The organism is Aliidiomarina haloalkalitolerans (assembly GCF_003987315.1).
Classification (GTDB): Bacteria; Pseudomonadota; Gammaproteobacteria; order Enterobacterales; family Alteromonadaceae; genus Aliidiomarina; species Aliidiomarina haloalkalitolerans.
Window position 1 is genome coordinate 462129 of the sequence record NZ_PIPI01000001.1, and the last position, 26694, is coordinate 488822.

21 protein-coding genes and 1 pseudogene are annotated in these 26694 nt (G+C 48.7%); 10 read left to right on the forward strand and 12 right to left on the reverse strand.

Translation table 11 applies throughout. The features are described from left to right. Positions 1 to 91: 91 nt before the first annotated feature. Both CWE06_RS02175 and CWE06_RS02180 read right to left on the reverse strand, forming a co-directional pair. The gene (locus CWE06_RS02175; RefSeq protein WP_126790727.1) at positions 92 to 964 is read right to left on the reverse strand and encodes a glucosaminidase domain-containing protein; all 873 of its coding nucleotides are present in this window, start codon (positions 962 to 964) and stop codon (positions 92 to 94) included. A gap of 21 nt (positions 965 to 985) precedes the next feature. Beyond that, positions 986 to 1909, reverse strand: a complete 924-nt coding sequence (locus CWE06_RS02180) for a hypothetical protein (RefSeq protein WP_126790729.1) — start codon at positions 1907 to 1909, stop codon at positions 986 to 988. Positions 1910 to 1996: 87 nt separating this feature from the next. On the opposite strand from CWE06_RS02180, the gene CWE06_RS02185 reads away from it, so the two are divergent. From CWE06_RS02185 to CWE06_RS02205, 5 genes are all read left to right on the forward strand, one after another. After that, positions 1997 to 2623 (forward strand): pseudouridine synthase, encoded by a 627-nt coding sequence (locus CWE06_RS02185; protein ID WP_126790731.1) that lies wholly within the window; start codon positions 1997 to 1999, stop codon positions 2621 to 2623. A gap of 164 nt (positions 2624 to 2787) precedes the next feature. Then, complete coding sequence (mnmA, locus tag CWE06_RS02190; protein WP_126790733.1) at positions 2788 to 3915, forward strand: tRNA 2-thiouridine(34) synthase MnmA; 1128 nt, start codon at positions 2788 to 2790, stop codon at positions 3913 to 3915. Next, complete coding sequence (hflD, locus tag CWE06_RS02195; protein ID WP_126790735.1) at positions 3912 to 4541, forward strand: high frequency lysogenization protein HflD; 630 nt, start codon at positions 3912 to 3914, stop codon at positions 4539 to 4541. Before mnmA ends, hflD begins: the two co-directional genes overlap by 4 nt. A gap of 65 nt (positions 4542 to 4606) precedes the next feature. After that, positions 4607 to 6001 carry an adenylosuccinate lyase gene (purB, locus tag CWE06_RS02200; RefSeq protein WP_126790737.1) on the forward strand — a complete coding sequence of 465 codons (1395 nt, stop codon included), beginning with the start codon at positions 4607 to 4609 and terminating at the stop codon, positions 5999 to 6001. A 17-nt stretch (positions 6002 to 6018) separates the two neighbouring features. Then, the gene (locus CWE06_RS02205; protein ID WP_126790739.1) at positions 6019 to 7275 is read left to right on the forward strand and encodes a cupin domain-containing protein; all 1257 of its coding nucleotides are present in this window, start codon (positions 6019 to 6021) and stop codon (positions 7273 to 7275) included. A 125-nt stretch (positions 7276 to 7400) separates the two neighbouring features. Here CWE06_RS02205 and CWE06_RS02210 read toward each other — a convergent pair whose 3' ends face one another. Next, a complete protein-coding gene (locus CWE06_RS02210; RefSeq protein WP_241972444.1) occupies positions 7401 to 7850 on the reverse strand; it encodes a DUF4826 family protein in 450 nt (149 codons plus the stop codon). Between the two features lie 286 nt (positions 7851 to 8136). On the opposite strand from CWE06_RS02210, the gene CWE06_RS02215 reads away from it, so the two are divergent. Then, positions 8137 to 9186 (forward strand): Glu/Leu/Phe/Val dehydrogenase dimerization domain-containing protein, encoded by a 1050-nt coding sequence (locus tag CWE06_RS02215; RefSeq protein ID WP_126790741.1) that lies wholly within the window; start codon positions 8137 to 8139, stop codon positions 9184 to 9186. Between the two features lie 207 nt (positions 9187 to 9393). Here the strand turns inward: CWE06_RS02215 and ydiJ are convergent, their stop codons facing one another. Further along, positions 9394 to 12504, reverse strand: a complete 3111-nt coding sequence (gene ydiJ / locus CWE06_RS02220; RefSeq protein WP_126790743.1) for a D-2-hydroxyglutarate dehydrogenase YdiJ — start codon at positions 12502 to 12504, stop codon at positions 9394 to 9396. Between the two features lie 20 nt (positions 12505 to 12524). Further along, on the reverse strand, positions 12525 to 14900 hold the full coding sequence (gene ppsA / locus CWE06_RS02225) for a phosphoenolpyruvate synthase (RefSeq protein WP_126790745.1): 2376 nt from the start codon (positions 14898 to 14900) through the stop codon (positions 12525 to 12527). A 99-nt stretch (positions 14901 to 14999) separates the two neighbouring features. On the opposite strand from ppsA, the gene ppsR reads away from it, so the two are divergent. Further along, a complete protein-coding gene (gene ppsR / locus CWE06_RS02230; protein WP_126790747.1) occupies positions 15000 to 15806 on the forward strand; it encodes a posphoenolpyruvate synthetase regulatory kinase/phosphorylase PpsR in 807 nt (268 codons plus the stop codon). Here ppsR and CWE06_RS02235 read toward each other — a convergent pair. The 3 genes from CWE06_RS02235 to htpX form a co-directional block, all read right to left on the reverse strand. Then, positions 15803 to 17161: a class II 3-deoxy-7-phosphoheptulonate synthase gene (locus tag CWE06_RS02235; protein ID WP_126790749.1), complete on the reverse strand. Its 1359-nt coding sequence runs from the start codon at positions 17159 to 17161 to the stop codon at positions 15803 to 15805. The genes ppsR and CWE06_RS02235 overlap by 4 nt on opposite strands. A gap of 144 nt (positions 17162 to 17305) precedes the next feature. After that, the gene (locus tag CWE06_RS02240) at positions 17306 to 17944 is read right to left on the reverse strand and encodes a flavin reductase family protein (RefSeq protein WP_126790751.1); all 639 of its coding nucleotides are present in this window, start codon (positions 17942 to 17944) and stop codon (positions 17306 to 17308) included. Further along, positions 17944 to 18825, reverse strand: a complete 882-nt coding sequence (gene htpX, locus CWE06_RS02245) for a protease HtpX (RefSeq protein ID WP_126790753.1) — start codon at positions 18823 to 18825, stop codon at positions 17944 to 17946. The genes CWE06_RS02240 and htpX overlap by 1 nt, the downstream gene beginning before the upstream one ends. 146 nt (positions 18826 to 18971) lie before the next feature. On the opposite strand from htpX, the gene pepE reads away from it, so the two are divergent. Further along, positions 18972 to 19685 carry a dipeptidase PepE gene (gene pepE / locus CWE06_RS02250; protein ID WP_126790755.1) on the forward strand — a complete coding sequence of 238 codons (714 nt, stop codon included), beginning with the start codon at positions 18972 to 18974 and terminating at the stop codon, positions 19683 to 19685. Positions 19686 to 19749: 64 nt separating this feature from the next. On the opposite strand, the gene bioD is transcribed toward pepE, so the two are convergent. From bioD to bioB, 4 genes and pseudogenes are all read right to left on the reverse strand, one after another. After that, positions 19750 to 20478 carry a dethiobiotin synthase gene (gene bioD, locus CWE06_RS02255; RefSeq protein WP_126790757.1) on the reverse strand — a complete coding sequence of 243 codons (729 nt, stop codon included), beginning with the start codon at positions 20476 to 20478 and terminating at the stop codon, positions 19750 to 19752. Between the two features lie 82 nt (positions 20479 to 20560). Next, positions 20561 to 21379 (reverse strand): methyltransferase domain-containing protein, encoded by an 819-nt coding sequence (locus CWE06_RS02260; RefSeq protein WP_126790759.1) that lies wholly within the window; start codon positions 21377 to 21379, stop codon positions 20561 to 20563. Further along, entirely contained in the window at positions 21369 to 22523 is a 1155-nt protein-coding gene (locus CWE06_RS02265) for an aminotransferase class I/II-fold pyridoxal phosphate-dependent enzyme (protein WP_157981111.1), read from the reverse strand. The genes CWE06_RS02260 and CWE06_RS02265 overlap by 11 nt, the downstream gene beginning before the upstream one ends. Before the next feature lie 121 nt (positions 22524 to 22644). Next, positions 22645 to 23622: pseudogene (gene bioB, locus CWE06_RS02270) on the reverse strand (biotin synthase BioB); the annotation flags it as partial. Positions 23623 to 23733: 111 nt separating this feature from the next. On the opposite strand from bioB, the gene bioA reads away from it, so the two are divergent. Both bioA and asnS read left to right on the forward strand, forming a co-directional pair. Then, positions 23734 to 25023, forward strand: coding sequence for an adenosylmethionine--8-amino-7-oxononanoate transaminase (gene bioA / locus CWE06_RS02275; protein ID WP_126790765.1), 1290 nt, complete (start codon positions 23734 to 23736; stop codon positions 25021 to 25023). Positions 25024 to 25199: 176 nt separating this feature from the next. Then, positions 25200 to 26600, forward strand: coding sequence for an asparagine--tRNA ligase (asnS, locus tag CWE06_RS02280; protein ID WP_126790767.1), 1401 nt, complete (start codon positions 25200 to 25202; stop codon positions 26598 to 26600). Positions 26601 to 26694 lie beyond the last annotated feature (94 nt).

A 26694-nucleotide genomic window follows, 5' to 3' on the forward strand; every position in this document is an offset into this window, starting at 1 on the left:
TGGCACCTAAAAAAAGACCTAGCGCGAAAGCCTAGGTCTTTTTTTATTAACCGACTAATCGGTTTAACTTTCCGATTCACTTATCGAGCATTTATTCCATCCGAGCCATTTGAATCACTTCACGATTGACCCGAATCATTTGGTTCAGCTCGACGATATAATCCTCACCGCGCTCCGAATAGGCCATGAGACCAAGTGTTAAAGGTTGCGCTGTAATCGGTATATTTCGAGAACGTAGTTGCGCACGGATTTCTCGCAGCTCTTGGTAAGCGAAATGCGTATTCAAATTGCGCATGTAACTTTGAATGGAAGCATCAACACTCTCAAAGTACTGAACTTCGTGTTGTGCGCCCTCTGGCCTTGAATTCGGTACAATCCCGCACCCTTCGACCCAACACCACTGACCAAAAAAGTTGCGTGCGTCTTGCGCAAAGCGTGACGTTCCCCAACCTGATTCATTCGCTGCCTGGATTAAAACGAGCGTGTCTGGGACTTCGTCAACACGTCGCAATAATGTGGCAAGAATCCCAGCCATTTCTTCTGCCTCAACCCGATAATAGCTAGCGAGATCACGCAGCCAACGACGCTCTTGGCGAGCCAGGTTGCCGTCTCGATGATATTTGTCGTGCAAACGCTGAACCGTTGCTCGCAACGCGAGAATGTGCGCATTCTCTGCATCAATTGATGGAATGAGATAATTGAAAAATGCGATTTTGCGATCGGTGACGTCTTGAATTGCTGAAAAGTCAGGAACGTTAGAATCAACTGCAATGATTGGACGTTGAATAACAGGTAACTCAGTTCCCCGATACTCTTCCTTATCGTCATGGTCCGGCTTCAACAGTACAAAGGGCACCAATATGGCGGCAATAAAACTGCCGAACAACAGTACTAATGCTATCGTTCGCAGTACAGCGCCACGCTGGTTATTTAACTTAGATTGTTGATTGACAATCGCTTTCATCGGGCCTCTCAATGTTAAACGCTAAGCTTGAAAATTGTCTCGATCGTTCTTGTCTGTCGTGTTTGAATTCTCGACATCCTCGGCAGCGTCATCATTGACCGAGTCGCCACGACTAAGTTCCTCGAGATACTCAGCATAATCATCAGTAGGCTGCTCCGCCAAACCAAAAATCTCAGTGTAATAAAGTGCAACACCATGAAAGAATAATGGTGCAACCCAAAACAACAATGCGTAGATCGCACCAACCGCCAGCATAATCGCAACGAAAGTACCGATCCCCTCAACGGCTGCGAATGCCGCACCGATTACTGTTGCTGGCAGAACAAGCAACAAAGAAAGTACGGTGATCACAATATAAAAGACCAAGAAGCTCGCAATACGGCTCTTAATAATCATGACTGATGCATACAGGGCGTTACCAATGCTGCATTTAGTGCCAACTGCGATGATCATAGCAAATGAAAAAATAAAGCTAATTGGCAACGACAAGAACACCGCAGTCGTTTCATTAACGCCCGGAATTAAGTATGGCAACTGGGTTGCGACAAAGATAAATGCGGTAACGCCGATAAATGTCCATGGTTGGTGCAGTAAAGCAAAGGCGTCCGTACCGCGGCTGTTTTCGCCGGTCACATTGCGTAAGCCCATAAGCAATAGCCCGGCTAAAAGTGGTGCCCAGATAATCGATGCGGTCGCACCTAACAGCAATTCACCAGCTGGGCCTTCAAGATCAATGCTGAGGGCTGAGACTAAAACGGAAACCATCATTACAGCGGCTACCAATACAAAAAACGACCACAGCACGCCGAAACCAATGCCCGTGCGCTTTTCCTTAGTCAACTGCCACGCTGCGAACAAGACTTTATTTGCATCAGGCTTCACCTGACTGCTAAGACCTTGTTTTAATTCTGTATTCCAACGCGGCTGCGATGTTCCATTGTTCATGTTAAAATTCACCTTATTATTGATGTTCTCGCTGCATTATCTCTGCTCAGAAAAGAAAATGCCAGTGAAGAAACCTAGAGACAAAGCATGCCAACTTCGCCAACTCGACGCCGACCAACACGGACTCAACAAACAACTAAACGTCCACGACCGACGACTGTCCGTGTTGTTCTTTTGAATAAACCGATGAACGTGCTGTGTCAGTTTACTGGCAACCCCGGTGAAGCCACGCTCGCTGACTATGTTCCAGTTAAGGATGTGTACCCGGCAGGACGGTTAGATAAAGATAGCGAGGGGCTTGTCGTTTTAACCAATGATGGGCAACTGCAAGCTAAAATCTCGTCACCTAAATTCAAACAAGCAAAAATTTACTATGTATTAGTGGAAGGCATACCAAGCCAATCTGCCCTTGCGCAGTTACGTGCCGGTGTCGAGTTAAATGATGGTAAAACCCTCCCCGTCGCCGCCGAGATCGTCGCTGAACCGGACTGGTTATGGCCGCGACAGCCACCTGTTCGCATCCGCCAGTCGATTACCGATACTTGGATAAAATTGACGTTACGTGAAGGTCGTAATCGCCAAGTTCGCCGTATGACAGCTGCAATCGGCCACCCGACTCTGCGACTCATACGCTATCAGGTGAGCGACTGGACAATTGAAGGTTTACTCAATGGCGAGTACCGCGAAATCAACGCCTCCACGGCGGGTCGTTGATGACACTCTTTCATGACACTCGTTCTTGTCACTCGTTCATGAGATTGAAGTTTTATAGCAGAGCGAACTACGTCAAGGACGCGCGGCTTTTTACTAGGCAAAGGAGCTGAAAAAATGCTAAAATCCGCCGCCATGAATACAGTTAGCAAGTGAGTTCTGACAGCGTGAATACTGAAACAAGCCATTCCCAAAAACGTGTCATCGTCGGTATGTCCGGTGGTGTCGACTCTTCTGTGTCTGCCTATTTGTTAATCCAGCAAGGTTACCAAGTCGAAGGCTTATTCATGAAGAACTGGGAAGAAGACGACACCGATGAGTATTGTGCTGCCGCAACTGACCTAGCTGACGCTGAAAAAGTATGCGCAACGCTCGGCATTCCCCTGCACACGGTTAATTTCGCTGCTGAGTATTGGGACAACGTCTTTGAGCATTTTCTTACTGAGTATCGGGCTGGTCGAACACCAAACCCAGATATCATGTGCAACAAAGAAATTAAATTTAAAGCCTTTCTCGAGTTTGCTGCTGAAGCCTTAGGTGCTGATTACATTGCCACCGGCCATTATTGCCGCCGTCAGCTGCAGGATGGCAAATGGCAATTAATGCGTGGCCTCGATAATAACAAAGACCAAAGTTATTTCTTGTACACATTAAGTCATGAACACATTGCGCAAACACTTTTCCCGGTTGGTGACTTAGAAAAGCCTGAGGTTCGCCGCATTGCTGAAGAACAGGGCTTAGTCACCGCCGGAAAGAAAGACTCCACCGGTATTTGTTTTATCGGTGAACGCAAATTTAAAGATTTCCTCCAACAATATTTGCCTGCTCAACCAGGCGATATTGTTACCGTTGACGGTGCAGTGATTGGTCAACATGAAGGCCTCATGTATCACACCATAGGTCAACGCAAAGGCTTGTACATTGGTGGTCTCGCCAACGCTGGGGACGATCCTTGGTATGTGGTCGACAAAGACGTCAGTAACAATCAACTGATTGTTGCTCAAGGCAAGCAGCACCCTCGCCTGTTCTCTAAAGGTTTAATTGCTGGACAGTTGCATTGGGTCAACCGTGAACAACCGCAACAACCATTTCGTTGCGCCGTAAAAACTCGCTATCGCCAGGAAGATATTCCTTGCCTAGTCACACCGCTTGCTAGCGGAGATATTGAAGTACTTTTTGACGAGCCAGTTGCAGCCGTAACTCCAGGCCAGTCTGCCGTATTTTACGACGGCGAAGTGTGCCTAGGTGGCGGGATTATTGAACAACGCATTACCGACTTCGAGGTAGCACTGTGAGCGAATTTACCGTTTGGGAAGAACGGATGATCGCCTTAGGCGGCGTATGTTTAGCCGCTGTCTGCGCGCAACAATTAGCACGACGCGGTGAAATTCAGCCGCAAGAGCATTCTGACGTCATGATTCATGCTTTGTTGGAAATGAACCCAGCAAGCACGGAAGCTGTGTTTGGTGACCTGAGTGCACTGAAACCTGCGTTACGTCTGCTGCGAGCACAACTCAGTGGTGAAGGCGCAAAAGACGTTGAACAAACACGTTATGTGGTTGGAATGCTGGCGTTAGAGCGTCGCCTTGTCCGCAATAACCAAGCGCTAGAACAACTCGGTCGCGGCCTCCAGCAAATTAATCGGCAGCAAAAAGAGTTCGACTTCGAGCCTAATTTGATTATCGAGAATGCTGGCAAGCTATACATGGACGCAATCAGTCCGCTTGGACCACGTATTCAGATTAGTGGCAAACCAGAACACCTTAAACAAGCAGCGGTACAATTTCATATTCGGACAATGCTACTGGCTGGCATTCGCTGTGCTGTTTTGTGGCGACAACTCGGGGGCAAACGGCGTCAAGTCATTTTCAGTCGACCACGAATGATGGCAGCCATCGAATCCCTCTTGAAACGATTTTAATTTTCTCCAGCGGCTGCCGAACACAAAGGTGGCTTGCTGAACGCAATTCAACTTTGGAGCAGGACATGCAGCTAACTCTTTCAGAACTTACCGCAATTAGCCCAGTGGACGGCCGTTACGGCAGCAAAACCGCAGATCTTCGCCAACATGTGAGCGAGTTCGGACTGATCTATCAGCGCGTTCTGGTTGAAATTCGTTGGTTGCAAAAATTAGCGACAATCGCCGATATCGTTGAAGTTCCGGAATTGTCGAGTTCAGCAAACGCAGCACTCGAAGCCATTATCACTAACTTTTCCGAGGCTGATGCGGCGCGCGTGAAAGAAATTGAACGCACAACCAATCACGACGTGAAGGCGGTCGAATATTTCTTAAAAGAAAAAGTTGCCGACCACGCTGAGCTTGCGGCTGTGAGTGAGTTTATTCACTTTGCCTGTACGTCTGAGGACATTAACAACCTCTCTCACGCATTGATGTTAACCGCTGCGCACGAACAGGTTGTAAAACCTTATTTGCAACAGATTTTGAGCGCTTTAGTTAGTCATGCGCAAAGCTACCAGAGCATTCCAATGATGGCTCGCACTCACGGTCAGCCGGCTACACCAACGACCATGGGGAAAGAGTTTGCGAATGTCGCAGTGCGCTTAGACCGCCAGATAAGCGCCCTGAATCAGGTTCAATTCCTCGGTAAAATTAACGGTGCAGTCGGTAACTACAACGCTCATTTAGCGGCCTACCCGCAAGTGGATTGGCATCAAGTCGCCGAAGAATTTGTTACCTCACTCGGTTTAACCTGGAATCCATACACGACCCAGATCGAACCGCATGATTATATCGCCGAGTGGTTTGACGCATTGTGCCGTATTAATACCATTCTGATCGACTTAGACCGCGACATGTGGGGTTATATTGCACTCAACCACTTTAAGCAAAAAACCATTGAAGGCGAAGTCGGCTCCTCGACCATGCCGCATAAAGTCAACCCGATCGATTTTGAAAACTCGGAAGGTAACCTTGGCATAGCCAATGCAGTTTTAGGGCACTTAGCCGCCAAATTGCCAATTTCACGTTGGCAGCGCGACCTCACCGACTCGACTGTATTACGCAACCTCGGTGTCGGCCTCGGCTATGCGGTGATCGCCTATCAAGCAACCTTAAAAGGTCTGTCGAAGCTCGAAGTCAATGAAGCAAACCTGCGCAACGAGCTCGACCAAAACTGGGAATTACTCGCTGAGCCAGTGCAAACGGTCATGCGCCGCTACGGTATTGAAAAGCCCTATGAAAAGCTCAAGGAACTGACTCGCGGTAAACGCGTTACAGCTGAAGACTTAGCTCGTTTCATTGACAACCTTGAGCTCACCGAAACGGTGAAAGCTGAACTCAAGCAACTGACGCCAGCGAACTATATCGGTCGCGCAGAAGCCTTTGTCGCTGAGTTGCCGCAACACTTGAAACATCTTTAACAAGGACGATAACGCTCATGGCGAATCTTGATTACGTGCTTAATCACTTTGCATTTAATGCAGTTGCGTTTATCCGTGATTATTGGCAGCAAAAACCTTGCGTGATTCGTCAGGGCTTTATCGACTTTCAAGACCCAATTAGCCCAGAAGAGCTGGCTGGTTTAGCACTTGAGCCTGGTGTTGACTCACGTGTGGTGAGCCAACAACCAAGCAAACAAGGTCATGAGCCAGTTTGGGATTTACAACACGGCCCAGTCGAAGATTACACGCAGTTTGGCGACCAAGGTTGGAGTTTATTGGTTCAGGCAGTCAATGAACATTACCCTCCAGCACAAGAACTATTGCGTGCATTTCGTTTTCTACCAGACTGGCGGATTGACGATCTCATGGTGAGCTACTCCACTGCTAACGGTGGTGTCGGTGCACATTTAGACCAGTATGACGTGTTCATTATCCAAGGCATGGGTAGACGTGTGTGGCAAGTGGGGCCGCGCGCAGACTACGAAGTGTTTTGTCCGCACCCAGACCTCAAGCAAATTCGCGGCTTTGTTGCTGATCTTGAGGTTGAACTTGAACCGGGTGATATTCTCTATATTCCTGCAGGTTTTCCGCATGCTGGATTCAGTTTAGAGCCTGCTTTGAACTACTCAGTCGGTCTGCGTGCGCCAAGTCAGGCTGAATTACTTTCTGCTATTGCTGATGAAGCGCTCGACCAAGACAAACTACAACAACGTTTTCGTGATCGGGCATCCGATTTATTAAATACCAATGGTAACGAGTTAAACAACGACGACCCTTGGTTTATTTCAGATGCTGTGATTGAGAATTTTAAAGCGCTGATTCTAGAAGCATTTGACAATCAGCAGGATGTGAAACGTGCCATTGTCAATTTGCTCTCACGTAACCCGCGCCCTCCTTTGCCTGAATGGCCGCAGCAACCGTATACGGAAAGCGCATTAAGTTATGCGTTAGAGCGTTACGATATTTTGTTAAAAGCAGTTGGCGTGCGCATGGTCAGTACCCGCTTAAACGATCGTCACTATGCGGTTGTGCAAGGGAATTGGTATGCGATTGATGACGAAGACGCTGAAGCCCTCTTTGTCATTTTACTGGAAATGACCGACTTTATTGACCTCAACGACTGCAAGCCATACCTCGAGTCAAGTCAAGCGCGTCAACTGCTCGTTGGCATGTTGAATGAAGGTTTGTTCTTGCTCGATAACGAAGGTCATCACGACAGTGATAGCACTGCTGAAAGCGATAGCAGTCATTAAACGACTCTCAGAAGAATGGCGAGCAAAGTATGTTGAACACTCGCTCTTTTAGAAACCGCTTAAGCAAGAAAAAAGGAGCTTCTTGAGCTCCTTTTTTGTTTAGCCTGTGCTCTCGCAACGCAAGATTAAAACTCTTGGTCAACCCAGAGCTCTTCGCGCTCAACGATATCGTAGCAGGCTTCAGCGTGGTTAATTAAAAGCTGCGCGAACTTCTGCTGAGTTTCATCCGCATTTGCATCATTAAGAATATTGTCTGCGCGCAACTGCCAACGCAGTGAGAAATGGCGCAACGCATCACGCGCTGTTGTCGCTACACCAGCGTCAACGTAATCCGATGGACACACCCCATTAATTGCCCATACTTTGTCGGTTGAACCGCGCAAAGTAAATTTCCAGATTGCGATGTGCGGGATTAAATAACGACATTCTTTCGTTAAAACTTTATCGGTGACTAACCCTTTTTCTACCAGATAACCATTTGCTTTTTGAAAGTGTTCCCGGACCCAGGTTGCCTGTTCAGCGTTTGCTTGTTCTTGTTCTGTATTCATGGCTATCTCACTACGACTTTGATTCATGACTTAGTTTCATCAAGAAGAAAAAACTCCCTGCTTTTGTCGCATATTATCAGGCTTCGGAAGGCCTGAAAACCACTGAGGAAAGAATTATTAACCAATCTGCAACAAACTGGACAGACCTCAAAAGGTGTAAAGACAAGTTGATAGTTTCCTGCGACGAAGCGTTATTTTTTGCACGCATTATGCTAGTAACACTTTACGTAAAGTGTTAGTTTACGCCACAAATTTGTATCCCGGGTTGATGCTTTCATCAGCCCTTGAAACATCAACAATGAGGTTAGCGGAAATGGCGCTATTCGAACACAAGGAATTTGATAACCACGAACAAGTGGTTTTCTGTCACGACAAAGTTACCGGTCTTAAAGCGATCATCGCTGTGCACGACACCACTATGGGTCCAGCACTTGGCGGTACACGGATGTGGAGCTATGCCAACTCAGAAGAAGCGTTAACCGACGTGTTACGTTTGTCACGCGGTATGACTTATAAAAGTGCCCTCGCCGGCCTACCTTTAGGTGGCGGTAAGGCCGTAATCATCGGCGATGCCAAGAAAGATAAAAGCGAAGCTTTCTTTAAAGCCTATGGCCGTTTCGTCAATGCCTTAGGTGGTAAATACATTACTGCAGAAGATGTTAACATTCGTACCAGTGACATCGCCATTGTTGCAACTGAAACAGCTTATGTTGCCGGTACTGAAGGTAAAGCGGGTGATCCATCACCACATACCGCAGAAGGCACTTACTTAGGCCTGAAAGCAGCCGCAAAGCATGCCTTTGGTAGTGAAGACTTAAGCGGTTTGCGTATTGCCGTTCAAGGCCTTGGTGCGGTTGGCTACGATTTTGCTGAATACTGTGCAAAAGAAGGCGCGAAGCTAGTGGTCTGTGACGTTAATCAAGAAGCAGTTGACCGTGCAGTAGCAGAACTTGGTGCTGAAGCCGTAAGTATTGACGCTATCTACGACGCTGATGTTGATGTTTACGCCCCGTGTGCTCTTGGTGCAACAATCAATGACGAAACCCTGAAGCGTATTAAAGCGAAAGTTATTGCTGGTAGCGCAAACAATCAGTTAGCGACGCCTGCACATGACAAAATTCTGAAAGACATGGGCATTCTTTACGCGCCTGATTATGTTATCAATGCGGGCGGTGTTATCCACGTCTGTTCAGAGGCTGCTAACTTCAGTTTTGAAGAAACAGCTGCGCGTGTTAAAGCGATTTATAACACGCTGGATAAAATCTTCACTCGTGCCACAGCAGAGAATCGCCCTACCGGTGAAATCGCTGACGAAATGGCTCGTGAAATTCTTGCCAAGAAACTGGCTGAGAAAACGGCTTAAAACTGTTGTAAGTTCAAGTTTGGTGAACGACTTGAGTAACAACAAGTCGTTCCTTGCTTAAGTTGCCCGATACATCTGTCGAACAGTACTTATGAAACTGAATGTACGAAACTTAAAGTAAAAAACTTACAATAAGTCGCTTAAAAACAAAAAAGAGCTTTCACCGTCAGGTCAAAGCTCTTTTTTTATGTGCATACTTTATTACTTTCAGTGCTCGTTAAAACAACGCGCTAACCACTGCACCGGATGCAATGGCTTCTGCGCGCCCTTCTTCCCTTTAGCGGCAGTCATACGTTCAACTTGGCAGCGACATGAGAAACCACTAGCGACCAACTGGGGGCCATGCTGTTCGACCTGTTCTTGCCAACTCAATGCATAGATCTGCTTGCTCAAACCCTGTTGTTCTCTTTCGTGCCCAAAGGTACCCGCCATGCCACAACAACCGACCGCTGGTGTGTTCAGTTCAACGCCGACCTGGGCAAAAATTTGCTGCCATCGCTGCATGACACGCGGGTCTGCTGTTTGCTCGGTACAATGCGGCAAAAGAGTGACTGACTTGGCGGATGCCTTGGCGTACGCGCTCGCATGCGCTTTCGATACGTTTGGCCAATTGCCTTGCGACAGCTGGGTTGCAAGAAATTCGTCGATGGTCAGAACGCTAAACGTCTCACTCAAGGGTATTTGTTCGTGACGGTACTCATCGCGAAAAACTAACGTTGTTGCTGCATCCATACCAACCATAGGACAGCCATATTGCTCCGCATAGCCGGCGAGTTTTGCTGCAGTATGGCCAGCTTGATACTGGAATGTGGCTAAAAAACCTTTGACGTGGCTGGCTTTGCCATTCGCCATTAATGGCAGTAACACTGGTGTTTTACCCAATTGAACGAGAACTTTTGCAAACGCGGCAACGACATCGGCGTTAAAACAACTGGTAAACGCGTCCTGAACGATGAGTACATACTGTTCGCGAATCTGTGCTTGAGTTAACGTCGCCGCCGCCGATTCGAACTGAGTCAGCGACATCACCTGCTGCGGTAATTGTCGGCTTAACTTTGGCACCGAAAACCGCGGTATATCCTGATAGCCAAACCACCAAGCCAAAACTTTTTTGCTAAACAAATTTTGACTCAACAAATTGCCTAACCTTGGCGTCTTTGCGAAGCGGCTAAAGAACTTCTCACCATCACGCACGAGAAAGTCCCGCCACGGTCGGCGATAGCGTTGGTGATAGGTTGCATAAAACAACGCTCGCTGACGCGGAATATCAACTTTCACTGGACATTGGCTGGCACAGGCTTTACACGCTAAACACGTATCGAGACTGGCACGGACTTCATGGTTGAAATCTGCTTTCGTCGTAGATTCAGTCGCCAATCGAAGGTTTTGCCACATGCTTGGCTCGGCTAGCGAGTTGCTTAGCGCATAACCCTGCTCACCCGCTTGTCGTGCCCACTCACGCAACAAACTAGCTCGACCCTTGGGTGAATAACGCTTGTCTTTACTGGCTCGAAACGAAGGACACATGGCAGCTTGTGCATCAAAATTAAAACATAGGCCATTGCCATTGCAATCCATTGCGCCGCCGATAAGCGCTTGGCTAGCCAGAGGTATTTGCCGATCGTACCAGCCGCGCTTGCGGGCATCGACCGAGACCAAACGCTGTTGTTTTCGTTCACTTCCCAGTGGTGTACAAATTTTACCCGGATTAAAGCGATTGTTCGGGTCGAACGCCGACTTAATCTTCCGTAGTTCGGTAAACAGTTCATCGCCAAAAAACTCAGGGCCATATTCAGAGCGAAAACCTTTACCATGCTCGCCCCACATGAGTCCGCCATATTTAGCCGTTAACTGCACAACCTTATCGCTAATCTCGCGAACGAGCTGCTCACTTGCAGGATCTTGCATATCTAGCGCTGGCCGCACATGCAACACACCGGCATCAACATGACCAAACATGCCGTAGTGCAATCCATAACTATCTAGCAAATGGCGAAATTCAAGAATGTAATCGGCAAGTTGTTCTGGTGGCACTACGGTGTCTTCGACAAAAGCGACCGGTTTTGCAGACCCTTTTGTTGCACCCAAGAGACCGACTGCTTTCTTACGCATGGCATAAATGCGCTGAATACTTTCTGCGTCACGACAGATTTGATAGCCAATCACACCACTCGCATGGGGATCGAGCGCCTTTAAATTATTCAGTAATGCTTTTACTTTATCCCCAAGCTCAGCTTGGTCATGGGCGGTAAATTCAAGAATATTAATGCCGTCCATACGATATGGCGGCACATCGGTAAGCAAGTCGCTAACTTGATGCCAGACGATATCGTTGCGGGCTAAATCGAGTACATTACTGTCGATGGTTTCAACCGAAGTCGCCTGCGCGCGGACTAATGCAGGGGCATGGCGCAACGCATCCTGAAAATCTAAGTACTTAATGTTCACCAACACCTTAAAGTTCGGTTGTGGTGTGATATTGAGTTTGGCTTCTGTGACTAAGGCAAGCGTGCCTTCTGCCCCCGCGATTAAGCGACTAAGGTCGACGCAATCGGTGTCTTCATCATATGCATGTTTGAGATCATACCCCGTCAGGAAACGATTCAACGGCGGAAAGCGCGCATCGATCTCAGCTTTCATCGTCTGACAAGTCGCTAATACTTGCCGATAAATTTGCCCAACGGTGGTTTCTTCCGTTGCTATTTTCTCCGCTTGGTTGCGACTAAGCGGTTGTGAATGCAACATTTCGCCGTTAGCGAGGACACTCTTCAGTGCCAAAATATGATCGCTCGTTTTACCGTAAATAAGACTGCCTTGACCTGAGGCATCGGTTGCGATCATGCCGCCGATGGTGCAACGATTACTCGTTGACGTGTCCGGCGCAAAGAAATAACCATGCGGCGCTAGGGCTTGATTCAATTGGTCTTTAACGACGCCAGCTTCCACCCGCACCCATCCCTCTTGCGGGTTAATTTCGAGAATTTTATTCATGTGCCGACTGAGGTCGATGATGACCCCAGTGGTTAACGATTGACCATTGGTACCCGTTCCGCCGCCGCGGGCGGTAAAGGTGATTGAGTTAAATTCACGGCGATTGGCTGTGCGTACGATACAACGCACGTCTTGACTGCCACGTGGATATAAGATGGCCTGTGGAATCGCTTGATAGATACTGTTATCGGTTGCGGCAACGACGCGCGCGGCATCGCCCGCTTCAATGTCACCGATAAAACCAGACTTCTTTAATTGCGCGAGAAATGCCCGAGTTTCCTCGGGCAAATCCAGTTTTTTATCCAGTACGGGTATTTGTGTGCTCATATCCGCACCTTTTACGACAATTAAGACTTCTGTAAATGCTCAGCAAGGTAAATCCAAGTATCAACAACGGTGTCAGGGTTTAGTGAGACAGAATCGATTCCCTGTTCCACTAGCCACTGTGCAAAGTCAGCGTGATCTGACGGACCTTGACCACAAATACCGACATATTTACCCCGTCGTTTTGCAGTTTGAATCGCCATCGACAACAAGGCTTTCACCGCTTCGTTACGCTCGTCGAAGAGATGAGCAATAACGCCTGAGTCACGATCTAAACCAAGGGTTAGCTGGGTCAAGTCGTTCGACCCAATTGAGAAACCATCAAAAATATCAAGGAACTGATCTGCCAACACCGCGTTCGATGGCAATTCACACATCATGATGACACGTAGACCATTTTCACCTTGGCGTAAGCCATGCTTAGCTAATAAATCGATGACTTGGCGCCCTTCTTCAAGCGTCCGCACAAATGGAATCATCACCTCAACGTTGGTTAAACCCATGACGTTGCGCACGCGCTTAATCGCTTCGCATTCAAGCGCAAAGCAATCAACGAAGTCAGCTGATAAATAACGCGATGCACCGCGGAAGCCCAACATCGGGTTTTCTTCCTCTGGCTCGTACTGACGACCACCGATTAAGTTGGCATATTCATTTGATTTGAAGTCAGACATGCGCACGATTACGCGCTCTGGCGCAAACGATGCACCGATGGTCGAGATACCTTCAACAAGACGCTCAATGTAGAATTCACGCGGGCTTTCATAGCCTGCGATAATATCTTTAATGAGGGCCTGCAACTCTGGCGTTTGATCATCAAAATGTAGTAAGGCTTTCGGGTGAACGCCGATCATGCGGTTAATAATAAACTCAAGACGCGCTAAGCCAACACCTGCATGGGGTAAACGAGCAAAATCGAATGCGCGATCTGGGTTACCCACGTTTTGCATGATTTTTAACGGCAACGGCGGCATATTGCCAACTTCCGAATGACTAACTTCAAAGTCAAGTAAACCCGCATAAACATGGCCCGTGTCGCCTTCTGAGCAAGACACAGTGACATCGTCACCGTCGTTAATCTTCGCTGTTGCGTCACCACAGCCAACAATAGCTGGGATACCCAGTTCGCGCGCAATAATCGCCGCATGGCAGGTACGGCCACCGCGGTTAGTGACAATTGCTGCTGCCCGTTTCATGATCGGCTCCCAGTCTGGGTCGGTCATGTCAGTGACCAAAACATCACCTGGTTGAACCTGATCCATATCCGCAATCGAATCGAGCACGCGCGCCTTGCCTTTGCCTATTTTTTGACCAATCGCACGGCCTGTGACTAACACGTCGGAATGGCCTTTCAGTGCAAAGCGTTCGATTTGGTTACTACTCTCGTTTGAGCGCACTGTTTCTGGACGTGCCTGTACAATGTACAGTTTGCCGTCGAGACCGTCTTTCGCCCATTCGATATCCATTGGCCGGCCATAATGCTGCTCGATAATGACCGCTTGTTTAGCCAATTCGAGAATTTCGTCATTGGTTAATGAGAATTTCTTCTGACGTGCTTCTTCAACGTCCTGAACTTGCACTTGTTTACCGTGGTCATCACTGCCGGAATAAACCATTTCAACTTTTTTGCTACCCATAGTGCGGCGAATAACCGCTGGCCGTCCGGCCATCAACGTAGGCTTATGCACGTGGAACTCGTCCGGGTTTACGGCGCCTTGCACAACCATCTCACCTAAACCATAGGACGAAGTAATGAACACGACTTGGTCAAAACCCGACTCGGTGTCAATTGAAAACATGACGCCAGAGCTTGCAAGGTCGCTGCGCACCATGCGCTGGATACCAGCCGATAGCGCTACGCCGCGGTGGTCGTAACCTTGATGCACACGATATGAAATGGCGCGGTCATTAAACAACGAAGCAAAGACGTGCTTAATGGCTTCCATGACAGCGTCGATTCCTTTTACGTTCAAGAACGTTTCTTGCTGACCAGCGAACGATGCGTCAGGCATATCTTCCGCTGTAGCCGAACTACGCACTGCAAAACTGGCGTCTTGCATACCGCCGCTGAGCTCCGCATAACTCTCACGAATCGCAGATTCTAGTTCTGGCGTAAATGGTGTGTCGATGATCCATTGGCGAATCTTGGCACCGGCTTCGGCAAGGTCTTTGATATTATCAACGTCGAGGGTATCGAGGAGGTCGTGGATTCGGGCGTTAAGGCCGCTTTGTTCAAGGAAGGTATTAAAAGCATAAGACGTGGTCGCGAAGCCGCCGGGGACGGTAACGCCTGCATGGGCAAGGTTACTTATCATCTCCCCAAGCGAGGCGTTCTTGCCACCGACTCGGTTAACATCGCCCATTCCTAAGTCTTGATACCAAAGCACGTAATCTTGCACGGTCTATTCCTTTTCACTGTGGGATAAAGTTGCAATCATTTTACACGGTAGGTCGCAACAAGTTAACATCTGAATTCCATTCCTTTGAGTGTTTTTATCATGCGCACAGCTTTTTACATCTCTGACGGCACAGCTTTAACCTCTGAAACCTTTGGCCATGCCATATTATCGCTCTTTCCGGTTGAGTTTCAGCACAAAACACTGCCCTTTATTGATGACGCTGAAAAAGCTTTACGCGCCGTCGACGAAATCAATTCAGCATTCGCCGAAACCGGTGAACGGCCGCTGATCTTTCATACCTTTGTTGATCCGGCTATCAAACGCGTCATCACCACCAGTGACGGCGTCTGCTATGACTTTCTCGACCATTATGTTGCTCCAGTTCAAGCCGAACTCGGTGTTGCTGCACAGCCAAAAACCAACCGCACTCATGGTCTCAACCATGAATATAACTTCCGGATTGATGCGATTAATTACACCCTCGAAAATGACGACGGTGTCACGACGCGTAATTATCCAGAGGCCGATATTATTTTGATTGGCGCCTCACGCACCGGTAAAACACCAACCTGTATCTATCTAGCATTGCAGTATGGTATTAAAGCAGCAAACTACCCACTCACAGAAGAAGATATGGGTCATTTAGAATTACCTTACGAACTGAAAATGCAGCGCCACAAGCTCTTTGGCTTAACGATTGATGTTGACCGTTTACAGAGTATTCGGGAAGCACGCAGAGCCAACAGTCGCTACGCTTCGTTGGAGCAGTGTCAGCTGGAAATTGATGAAATCGAAGGGTTATACCGACGCGAGGCGATTCCATATCTGAATTCAACCCATGCGTCGGTTGAAGAAATTGCCGCTAAAATTATGACCATCGCCAAATTAAAGCGGCATCGTTATTAAGCACCCTGCCCTTGACGTGCTTTGCCAAGCGACTCAGACACAAGAAAGGCTAACTCTAAGACTTGGTCCGCGTTAAGACGCGGATCGCATTGGGTTAAATAGCGTTCGGCCAAATCATCTTGAGAAATTTTATAGGCGCCACCGGTACATTCAGTGACATCTTCCCCCGTCATTTCTAAGTGAATACCACCGGCATAGCTACCTTCAGCTTGATGCACCGCAAAAAACTGCCGCAACTCACGAATAATCGCCGAGAAGTCACGGGTTTTATAGCCATTTCCCGCTTTCACTGTATTGCCATGCATTGGATCACTTGACCAAACCACTAAACGCCCTTCATTCTGGACACGGCGAATGAGTTTCGGCAAATTCTCAGCCAAATTATCAGCACCCATGCGGGTAATAAAGGTCAAACGACCCGGAATATTCTGCGGGTTGAGCTTGTCGATGATCGCCATGACATCGTCTTCGGTCGCATTTGGGCCAATTTTCACGCCAATTGGGTTTTTAATGCCACTGAAAAATTCCATGTGGGCATGATCAAGTTGACGGGTACGTTCACCCATCCAGACCATATGCGCTGAGCAGTTATACGGCAGCCCCGTTAAGCTATCGGTGCGGGTCAAGGCTTCCTCGTAAGGCAGCAATAACGCCTCGTGGGAGGTAAACAACTCGGTTTCATGAATGGTTGGATGCGTTTCTGCGGTAATTCCGAGTACTTCCATAAAGTGCAAGGACTCTTGAATACGCTCGGCAATGGCTTGGTATTTTTCTTTCATGGGGTTCGCATTGACAAAGCCCATGTTCCATTTGTGCACTTTGTGCAGGTCGGCAAAGCCACCTTGAGCAAAGGCACGCAATAGATTCAAGCATGCTGCCGAATGGTGATAAGCAGTCAACATGCGATTGGGGTCAGGCACCCGAGCTTCGGCAGTGAAATCAGCTCCGTTAATGATGTCGCCACGATAACTTGGCAACTCAATCCCATCGATGATTTCAGTGTCACTGGAGCGCGGTTTAGCAAACTGCCCCGCCATTCGTGCGACTTTGGTCACCGGCACCGACCCTGCGAACGTTAGTACTATCGCCATTTGCAACATCACTTTGAACGTATCGCGAATTTTCGGTGCGGTGAAGTCACGAAAAGACTCGGCGCAATCGCCACCTTGCAGTAAAAAACCATTACCTTGGCACACTTGTCCTAAATGGCCTTCGAGGCGCCGGATTTCCTCCGCAAAAACTAACGGTGGATATCGTTTTAATTGGCTTTCCACATAGTGCAACGCGTCCTGGTCAGGATAGTGCGGTTGTTGCTGAATGGGAAAATTACGCCAACTTTGGGGACTCCACGTCATTTTTGAATACCTCGTTACTGCATTTAGGAAATAACTGCCCAGAAAGACAGCCAAACAACATTAATTAAGTTGTATAAAATTATTGGGCAAGCCTTCAATTTAGCGACTGCCAGCTGGGAATGCAACGCTTTCTTAGTGAATTTGCTATTTAGGCCGTGGAACTGTCAAAATCTCACCTAGCGTGCCGTATTGATTAGCCCCTAATCGGGCCAATGGCGCGATACCGTCAGCGGCGATTTCGAGTCGCTCTGACACCTCGCCGTTCGGCTTTTCAATCCGCGTTGTGGTCACCACGTCATCAGCAACGTAAAGCTGAATGATTTCGCCAAAAACCAGCGTTTGTGGTGCTCCTGGCACGGCTTGTTTGGCGTGTAATCTACACCCAAAAGCGACCTTGCAATCACGTAACCGCGGCAATGGAAAGCCCTCAAATTCGACCAATGCCTCATTGATATGGTCTAACTCCGATTCTTCTGCAGGTAATGTTCGCGAACTCTCGGTCACCGCTGCCGCTTGACGCGCTGAGGCAATGTGGACGACAAAATACGGCTGATGATCGAGGTTGGTTTTACTATCTTTTCCAACTCCCGGAGTCTTATCACCGACTGAAAACATTAATAGAGGTGGCTGCGACGACACCGCCGTAAAATAAGAAAATGGCGCTAGATTGAAGTGTCCGTTGGTATGTTCCGTCAATACCCACGCCACAGGGCGTGGGATGAGGGTTTGCGTGACCAAATGATAGATTGCTGTACTGCTTTGTTCCGCAAAGGGAATAATCATTAAAACCGTCCTTCTCTCAGTGCCTGAATACGCTTTTCGAGCGGCGGATGCGTCATCATTAGTTCGCCTTTCGCTAATTTGCCTTTAATTCCGAACGCCAACATCCGATCATCGAGTTGCGACTCGCGGCCTTGCGACAAACGCTGCAGCGCAGCAATCATTTTGTTGGCGCCAACCAGTTTTGCAGCGCCAGCATCGGCACGATATTCACGCTGACGCGAGAAATAAAAGACAATCAAGCTGGCCAAAGCGCCAAAGAGAATTTCAAACAAGATAACCAAGCCAAAATAAGCAAAACCGCCGCCACCATGATGGCCGCCCTGTTGATTGCCGCGCAAAGCGCTATTAATCAAACCCGCAACAACCCGCGCAAGGAAGATGACGAAGGTGTTCACAACGCCTTGGATTAACGTCAAGGTCACCATATCACCATTCGCAACATGGCTGACTTCGTGTGCCAGTACTGCTTCGACTTCATCTTTCGTCATACTACGCAATAAACCAGTGGACACCGCCACTAACGAGTCATTCTTACCTGGTCCAGTGGCAAATGCATTGGGTTCTGGCGAATCATAAATGGCCACCTCTGGCATTTTAATGCCCGCTTGCTTGGCTTGCCGTTCGACAGTGGCGACTAACCAACGCTCAGCATCGTTGCGTGGTTGCGTAATTACCTGCGCCCCAGTTGAACGCTTAGCCATCCATTTCGACATAAACAGAGAAATGAATGCCCCACCAAAACCAAATAGCGCAGCAAAAACTAAAAGGCCCTGATAACTACCAAAGTCGATACCAAAAACCGCCATAAGGATGTTAAGGACAATGCTTAACACCACAATGACAGCTAGGTTTGTTGCAAGAAAAAGGACGACGCGTTTCATGTGATACCTCTTAACTCAGTCGTTGTGACTGCCAATTAGGCTTAGATTAAGGCTCAACAGGCAGTTGCTATTTAGGTTATGATATGGGGAAAATTTTCCGCATATTCAAGCATGAATTCGGTGTAATCAACAGGAAATTAGTGACCATGCGCAACCTATTACTCATGAGCAGTTCTAAATACGCGAATACGGGCTATTTGGTGCACAGTCAAGACTGGCTCAAACAGCATTTTCAAACGCAAATCGACGCGCAACAAGAGATTCTGTTCATTTCTTACGCTGGAGTCACGACACCAGGCGCCGAATACACGGCAAAAGTTGCAGCGGCACTTGCTGGAATAGGTTTACGTCTTCGAGGCATTGAAAGCTATGCAAATGCGCGCGATGCCGTCACTTCAGCGCATGGTATTCTCGTCGGTGGCGGTAATACTTTCGCCCTCCTCAACGAACTCTATCGCCATGGCTTAATTGACCTGATTAAACGCCAAGTTCAGTCAGGAGTACCTTATGCCGGTTGGAGTGCAGGTGCCAACATTGCTGGTCTCTCGATTAAAACCACCAACGATATGCCAATAGTGCAACCGCCGTCGTTTACGGCACTAAAACTCGTTAATTTTCAGTTGAACCCACATTACATTGACCAACACCCGCCCGGGTTTCATGGTGAAACGCGAGCACAGCGGTTGGCTGAATTTATGGAGTTAAACCCAGCAACTGCAATTATTGGTTTACGTGAAGGCACTGCATTGAAAGTGCAGCAGCGCATGCACTTGCTCGGCGCTCATGACGGCGTCTATTTCCGCGATGGTCGTGAGCATTTGATTAAGGCCGGTCAAGACTGCTCATTCTTGCTCGGCTAATGAATGCATGTAAGGCACCTTAAGGCTTGCGCTGCACAACTTTAAGTATCAGGTGGGCGGACTATTAGGCGCGCTGCAACCGCTCTAAAGGCGATCGCGGGATATAGCCAAGACGCTCAAGTAAGTCGGTGCGCTGTAACCAAAGCTCCCGGTCGCCCAAACACGTCAAATGCGGAACCTCAGCGAGCAACGGCGCTTGAATTCGTTGTTTTAAAGTTTTTAAGTTGGCTTTATAAGCCATCATGGGTGTCGCCGTCGCTTGGTTAGCGACCCAGCCGCGCAATTTTAACCCTGCTGCTTCGATTGCTGCGACGGTGAGCAAGGCATGATTCAAACAGCCTAATTTCATGCCCACCACAAGAATGACGTCTTGTCCGGTTTGCTGTACAAAGTCCGGAAACGACTCTGTGCTATTCAGTGGCACCAACCAGCCGCCTGCACCTTCGGTAACAAGAAAGTCCGGTTGTTGTTCGCGCAAAACGCGCCAATGCTCGACTAAATCTTGTACTCGGACGTCAACACCAAATTGTTCGGCGGCAATATGTGGCGCAATTGCCGGTGCAAGTGCAATTGGATTCACCGCCTCATAAGGAAGCTTAACGGTTGCCGCTGATTGCAATTTCAAAGCATCCACATTACGCAGTCCAGCGGCAGTAATTTCACAACCGGCCGCGACTGGTTTCATGGCGATCGTGTTGTAGCCAGAACGGGCAAGTAGCTCTAAAACAAGCTCTGACACGGACGTTTTCCCGCAATCAGTATCGGTTCCGGTAACAAAAAAACATTCTGACATAATATTTTCTCAACCTGAAAACGCTTAGCAGTTCCTGCTTAAGCTTAATACGGTGGTCACTTTCACCACCTTTATATGGATTCTATTGTGACCTAAGCAAGAAGAAACCGATATGATAATGAAGGGGTAATCCTTTCGGTGTTCGATACCCCTCGTAACCTGCATTGAGCTGTGCCCACATTTGCTTGGTCAGACGCAATCGTTTCTTATCATCTGCCGCATCGTGATGCGCAGGCATGGCATCAGCGCCCACTCCACTGATGCTTTTGAGTAGCGCTTTACAATCACGAAAATGGCCGCTCACTTGGCGTACTTCACTGGCTAGCAACTGTAACGGCGAGTCGGCAATAAGTTGCTGCCAGTCCGCAAACGTCCGCTGTGGGTTAACAAAGTTAGGTAACAATTGGTCTAGCGGTGCGAGGCTGTTTGGCAACACCACAGAGCATAATAAATACCCACTTGGAGTTAGAATCCGAGCACATTCTGCGAGAGCAAGGTCAGGACGATTAAACCATTGCATGGCCATATTTGAATAAATCAGATCAATCGATTGCCGTTGCAGTGGTAATGCTTCGCCATCTCCTTGCACGACGGAGCCATTCACCTGTAAATGCGCTAGGTTACGCTGCGCTGCTTGCACCATAGCCGCGGACAAATCTAAACCCACATACTCTAAATGCTGCTGCCTGCGTTCTTGCCACATAAGTTGCTCAAACAACAGCCCTTGCTGACTGCCCGGGCCACAACCAAGGTCGAGGCAGCGGAGCGTCGGCACTTTAGTTAAATCGTGCGGCAACCATTGCAACAGCAATTCTGCTGCCTGATCTTGCACTTGGCTGTGACATTTATACTGGTCCGCCGCGCGACCAAAACGCTCGGCAACGTGAGTTTTAAGATACATACATGGCTTCCGCTAAGGCCGAATCTTGCTGTAAACAGTGTTCTAAACTAGTTAATAGTCGGTCGATATCATCGATGCTATGGTTCGCACGAATGGAAATTCGCAAACGCGCTGTACCAACGGGCACCGTCGGTGGTCGAATCGCGATGCAGTCGATCCCTTGTGCTTGCAGCCGACTAGCAAGCGTAACTGCGTCGTCATTGCGACCAACAAGTAACGGCTGGATAGGCTGCTGATGATCCGCGACAGCCAAACCGAGAGAACCCAGTCCTTGTTGCCAATACGAAACATTCTGCTGCAGTTGCTGCCTTAGCTCAGGGGTACTGCGAATCAGCTTCAATGCAGTTTGAATAGCTACGGCCTGAGCTGGCGCAAAGGCTGTACTGTAGATGTAATGTCGACATTCTTGCAGAAGAAACTCAATCACGTCCTGGTCGCCAGCCACAAATGCGCCACCAAGACCACAAGCTTTGCCGAAGGTGCCGGTAAGAATATCAATGCAGTCACTGTCGTCATGTCCGCGAATGCCCTGCCCATCTTTACCAAGGACGCCAAGAGCATGAGCGTCGTCGATCATCAATACATGCTGCTGACGCGCTTTGAGTGCAGCAAGTTGACGGAGATCAACTTGGTCACCGTCCATGCTAAACACGCTTTCAGTCACGACCAAAGGCTCTTCAGCGTTGCTCCGCAGTTGCTCGCACAGTTGCTCTAAATGGGCGTAGTCGTTATGGCGAAACCGTTGGAATTGGCGCGGTTTCACCGCATCGTATAACGACGCATGGGCTAATTTGTCGAGCACGGGGGTTAACTTCAGGGTCTGCAACGCTTGTAAGGTGCCACTATTAGCGGAAAAGCCAGACGAGAACAATAAGACCCTCGCATAGCCAAGCCAATCGGCTAAATATTCAGCAAGTTCATGGTGTGGGCGGCTATAGCCACGAACCAACGGGCTCGAGGTACTGCCACAGCCCCACTGCTGCAGACCTTGTTGATACGCAGCAATGATTTCTGGCTGCTGACTCAATCCAAGGTAATCGTTACTGCTAAAATCTAAACGCTGACGCTCAGCAACCTGCAAGCAACGCAATGCTGCGTTAGCGCTCTTGGTCGCTAAATGAGCGCGCAAACGGTCTTTATACATGCTCGGCACGGCTGCACTGGCTCGTTTTACAGCTTGCAGACACGGTAGCGTCTGTTGGCGTTTCTGCCGTTGCGACCCCAGGCGCTTGTGCCGTTGCATCATAATAAAGCGGCTGACGTGGTTGTTCCGGCGCCAGCCCTAAGCGCTCAAACAGCGCCAAATCATGATTAGTACCCGGGTTAGCGGTCGTCAGTAATTTCTCACCGTAAAAGATCGAATTAGCGCCCGCAAAGAAACACATTGCTTGCAATTCGTCGGACATAGTCTCGCGACCAGCCGACAGACGCACGTATGAGGTCGGCATCAAGATTCGGGCGACGGCAATACAGCGGACAAACTCAAATGGGTCAAGATCAGCCACATCTTCAAGCGGAGTACCGGCAACTTTCACCAAATTATTAATCGGTACGCTTTCCGGTGGGATTGGCAAGTTCGCCAGTTGTTGCAATAAACCAATCCGATCCTTTTGTTCTTCGCCCAAACCAACAATGCCGCCCGAGCAGACTTTCATCCCAGCGCTACGAACATTTGCCAACGTGTCTAAGCGGTCTTGGTAAGTCCGCGTGGTAATAATGTCACCATAGAACTCGGCTGAAGTATCGAGGTTGTGGTTGTAGTAGTCGAGTCCAGCGGCAGCCAGTTCATCCGCTTGCTGCGGCGATAACATGCCTAAGGTCATGCACGTTTCCAATCCCATCGCTCGGACGCCTTTGATCATCGCATTGAGTTTCGGCATGTCACGCTCTTTTGGATTACGCCAGGCTGCGCCCATACAAAAACGGGTCGCACCCGTTGCCTTCGCTTGTTGTGCAGCATTAAGTACTTTCTCAACTTCGAGGAGCTGTTCGCGTTCAAGTTCGGTATCGTAACGGGCACTTTGCGGACAGTATTTACAGTCCTCTGGACAGGCCCCTGTTTTTATTGAAAGTAAGGTACTCACCTGAATTTTACTGGGGTCGAAATGCTGCCGATGAATGCTATGGGCCTGAAACAAAAGCTCATGCAAAGGCAATTGAAATAAAGCTTCAATTTCTTGTCGGTGCCAAGTTTTACGATGTGCGCTTGAAGTGGTTTCTGTTGTCGTTGCAGTATGGGTCATGAGCGAAATTCTCACTTGCTAGCCAAGGAAATTGTCGACTAGCTTAATCTCCCTCAGTAAACTGTCAATATAAATACATTTGCCATGTTTACATCTGGATAAATATTAATCATGCCGACAATTGACCTTGAGTTTGATCGCCACCATATTTGGCACCCCTACACGTCACTGATCAACCCATTACCTACCTATCCAGTGCGCTCAGCAAATGGTGTTTACCTGCACTTAGAAAGTGGTGAGCAGCTGATTGATGGCATGGCAAGTTGGTGGTCAGCCATTCATGGCTACAATCATCCGTTGCTGAATAAAGCCGTGACTGAGCAAGTTGCTGACATGGCTCATGTGATGTTTGGTGGCATCACCCATGCACCAGCGGTTAACCTTGCCAAGGCTCTAATCGCGATGACACCAGAGCCATTAGACGCTGTATTTTTAGCGGATTCAGGCTCAATTGCGGTTGAAGTTGCCATCAAAATGGCCATTCAATACCAAGTCGCTCGCGGGCTGCCACAGAAATACAAACTAGCGACCATTCGCAATGGCTATCATGGCGACACCTTTGCCGCCATGTCAGTGTGTGACCCTGTGAATGGCATGCACGAGTTGTTTAGTGGGATTCTGGCGCAACATTTCTTTTTGCCAAGCCCGAACATCAAGCCTGAAGAAACCTGGCAAGACACCGAGCTCGACGCTGCGCGCGCCTTGTTTGCCGCTGAACACGAGAATATTGCCGCCTTCATTCTGGAACCTTGTGTGCAAGGCGCCGGTGGTATGCGTTTCTATCATCCGAATTTCCTAGCCGGCATTCGGGCTTTATGTGATGAATATGACGTGCTTTTGATTGCCGATGAAATCGCCACCGGTTTTGGCCGAACCGGAAAGCTCTTTGCTTGCGAACATGCGAATATTAGCCCTGACATTCTCTGTTTAGGGAAAGCATTGACCGGTGGTTATATGACCCTAGCAGCGACGCTCACGACACGTGACGTTGCAACGACAATTGGTCACGGACCGGGTGGCGGTCTCCTCATGCACGGGCCGACGTTTATGGGTAATCCATTGGCTTGTGCCGTTGCGACCGCAAGTTTAGCTTTAATTCAACGGGGCGATTGGCGCGCACAGATTCCAGTGATCGAAAGTCAATTAAAGGCTGAGCTGCTGCCCTTGAAAGAGCACGAAAGTGTGGTTGATGTCCGTGTCTTCGGCGCAATTGGTGTGATTGAAATGGCCGAGCCAATTCATGTTGCGGCTGCTCAGCAACTGTTTGTGCAGCGTGGTATCTGGATTCGTCCCTTTGGTCGTCTGCTCTACATTATGCCGCCCTACTGTATTCGTGCCAATGAGCTTTCAGCGTTAACCGCAGCAATGACTGCATACGTTAATCAGGTGTCGTCTAGTTGACCTGCAAAAGCGTGATTTATAGCGCGAGCAGTGAACTTTATATAAACACGCTGCAGCCGTTGCGCTGATTGCGTCAAGCAAGTAAGATTAGCGGCTAATTTTAGATCTTTTCTCTGCCGTTATGCTGACTTTATCAGCGTCAAGCGGCTAAACGCTCGTTTCGGAGATTTTGTTTCATGACCATTGCGGTAATTAAAGATGTCTTGGGCGGTCGCTACGCAGAAGGTAGCACCGTAACTGTACGCGGATGGGTGCGCACACGTCGCGACTCCAAAGCCGGTATTTCGTTTATCAATGTGCACGACGGCTCATGTTTTGACGCTGTTCAAGCCGTGGTACCAAGTAATTTGCCGAATTACAGCAATGAAGTCACAAAATTAACCACCGGTTGTGCGGTGATTATCACCGGTACCATTGCCGCTTCAGCAGGCCAAGGTCAAGCGTTCGAAATTCAGGCAACCACCGTCGAAGTGGTCGGCTGGGTTGAAGATCCAGACACCTATCCAATGGCACCGAAACGTCATAGCATGGAATACCTGCGTGAGTTTGCGCACCTGCGTCCACGCACCAACATTACTGGTGCGGTGACTCGCGTTCGCCATTGCCTTGCTCAGGCGGTACATCGCTTCTTCCATGAACGCGGTTTCTATTGGATCAGCACCCCAATTATCACCACCAGTGACGCTGAAGGCGCAGGTGAATTATTCCGAGTATCGACGCTTGATCTGATGAACCTGCCATTAACCGACGAAGGTAAAGTTAACTTCAAAGAAGACTTCTTCGGTAAAGAAGCGTTTCTAACTGTTAGTGGTCAGCTTAACGTCGAAACCTATGCCTGTGCTCTCTCAAACGTTTATACCTTTGGACCGACGTTCCGCGCCGAAAACTCGAACACCAGCCGTCACCTTGCTGAGTTCTGGATGATCGAGCCGGAAGTGGCATTTGCTGATTTAGAAGATGTCGCTAAGTTAGCCGAAGACATGTTGAAGTATGTATTCAATGCAGTACTCACTGAGCGCGCTGACGATATGGCGTTCTTTGCTGAGCGCATCGACAAAGAAGCCATTACGCGCTTACAACACGTCATCGACAACAACTTCGTGCATATGGACTACACCGACGCGGTTGAAATTCTGAAGAACTGCGGCAAAGAGTTCACCTATCCAGTTGAATGGGGTACTGACTTACAGTCAGAGCATGAGCGTTATTTAGCTGAAGAGCACGTTGGCGCACCGGTTATTTTGAAGAACTACCCGCGCGATATCAAAGCCTTCTACATGCGCCAAAACGCCGACGGCAAAACCGTAGCAGCCATGGACGTGTTAGCACCAGGCATTGGCGAAATTATCGGCGGTAGCGCCCGTGAAGAGCGTTTAGATCTGCTCGACAAGCGTCTTGAAGAAATGAAATTGCCGAAAGAAGAATACAGCTGGTACCGCGACCTTCGTCGTTATGGCACTGTGCCTCACGCTGGCTTTGGTCTAGGTTTTGAGCGTTTAGTTGCCTACGTGACTGGCGTGCAAAACATTCGCGACGTCATTCCATTCCCGCGTTCACCGAAAAACGCTGAGTTTTAATTGCGCGAACACTAAGTTGTAACGTGGGTTGCATCGTAACCTATAAAAAATCCCCAGACTGCGAAGTTTGGGGATTTTTTTGTGAGCCTCTATT

What these genes read in the sequence shown, in the direction of transcription:
- htpX (WP_126790753.1), bottom strand. Translation starts at nt 18,825, where the DNA reads ATGAAACGCGTCGTCCTTTTTCTTGCAACAAACCTAGCTGTCATTGTG.
- CWE06_RS02260 (WP_126790759.1), bottom strand. Translation starts at nt 21,379, where the DNA reads ATGTATCTTAAAACTCACGTTGCCGAGCGTTTTGGTCGCGCGGCGGAC.
- CWE06_RS02210 (WP_241972444.1), bottom strand. Translation starts at nt 7,850, where the DNA reads ATGAATCAAAGTCGTAGTGAGATAGCCATGAATACAGAACAAGAACAA.
- CWE06_RS02235 (WP_126790749.1), bottom strand. Translation starts at nt 17,161, where the DNA reads ATGACGTGGAGTCCCCAAAGTTGGCGTAATTTTCCCATTCAGCAACAA.
- ppsR (WP_126790747.1), top strand. Translation starts at nt 15,000, where the DNA reads ATGCGCACAGCTTTTTACATCTCTGACGGCACAGCTTTAACCTCTGAA.
- purB (WP_126790737.1), top strand. Translation starts at nt 4,607, where the DNA reads ATGCAGCTAACTCTTTCAGAACTTACCGCAATTAGCCCAGTGGACGGC.
- pepE (WP_126790755.1), top strand. Translation starts at nt 18,972, where the DNA reads ATGCGCAACCTATTACTCATGAGCAGTTCTAAATACGCGAATACGGGC.
- asnS (WP_126790767.1), top strand. Translation starts at nt 25,200, where the DNA reads ATGACCATTGCGGTAATTAAAGATGTCTTGGGCGGTCGCTACGCAGAA.
- bioD (WP_126790757.1), bottom strand. Translation starts at nt 20,478, where the DNA reads ATGTCAGAATGTTTTTTTGTTACCGGAACCGATACTGATTGCGGGAAA.
- bioA (WP_126790765.1), top strand. Translation starts at nt 23,734, where the DNA reads ATGCCGACAATTGACCTTGAGTTTGATCGCCACCATATTTGGCACCCC.
- CWE06_RS02215 (WP_126790741.1), top strand. Translation starts at nt 8,137, where the DNA reads ATGGCGCTATTCGAACACAAGGAATTTGATAACCACGAACAAGTGGTT.
- CWE06_RS02175 (WP_126790727.1), bottom strand. Translation starts at nt 964, where the DNA reads ATGAAAGCGATTGTCAATCAACAATCTAAGTTAAATAACCAGCGTGGC.
- CWE06_RS02185 (WP_126790731.1), top strand. Translation starts at nt 1,997, where the DNA reads ATGCCAACTTCGCCAACTCGACGCCGACCAACACGGACTCAACAAACA.
- CWE06_RS02205 (WP_126790739.1), top strand. Translation starts at nt 6,019, where the DNA reads ATGGCGAATCTTGATTACGTGCTTAATCACTTTGCATTTAATGCAGTT.
- CWE06_RS02180 (WP_126790729.1), bottom strand. Translation starts at nt 1,909, where the DNA reads ATGAACAATGGAACATCGCAGCCGCGTTGGAATACAGAATTAAAACAA.
- ydiJ (WP_126790743.1), bottom strand. Translation starts at nt 12,504, where the DNA reads ATGAGCACACAAATACCCGTACTGGATAAAAAACTGGATTTGCCCGAG.
- CWE06_RS02240 (WP_126790751.1), bottom strand. Translation starts at nt 17,944, where the DNA reads ATGATTATTCCCTTTGCGGAACAAAGCAGTACAGCAATCTATCATTTG.
- CWE06_RS02265 (WP_157981111.1), bottom strand. Translation starts at nt 22,523, where the DNA reads ATGTATAAAGACCGTTTGCGCGCTCATTTAGCGACCAAGAGCGCTAAC.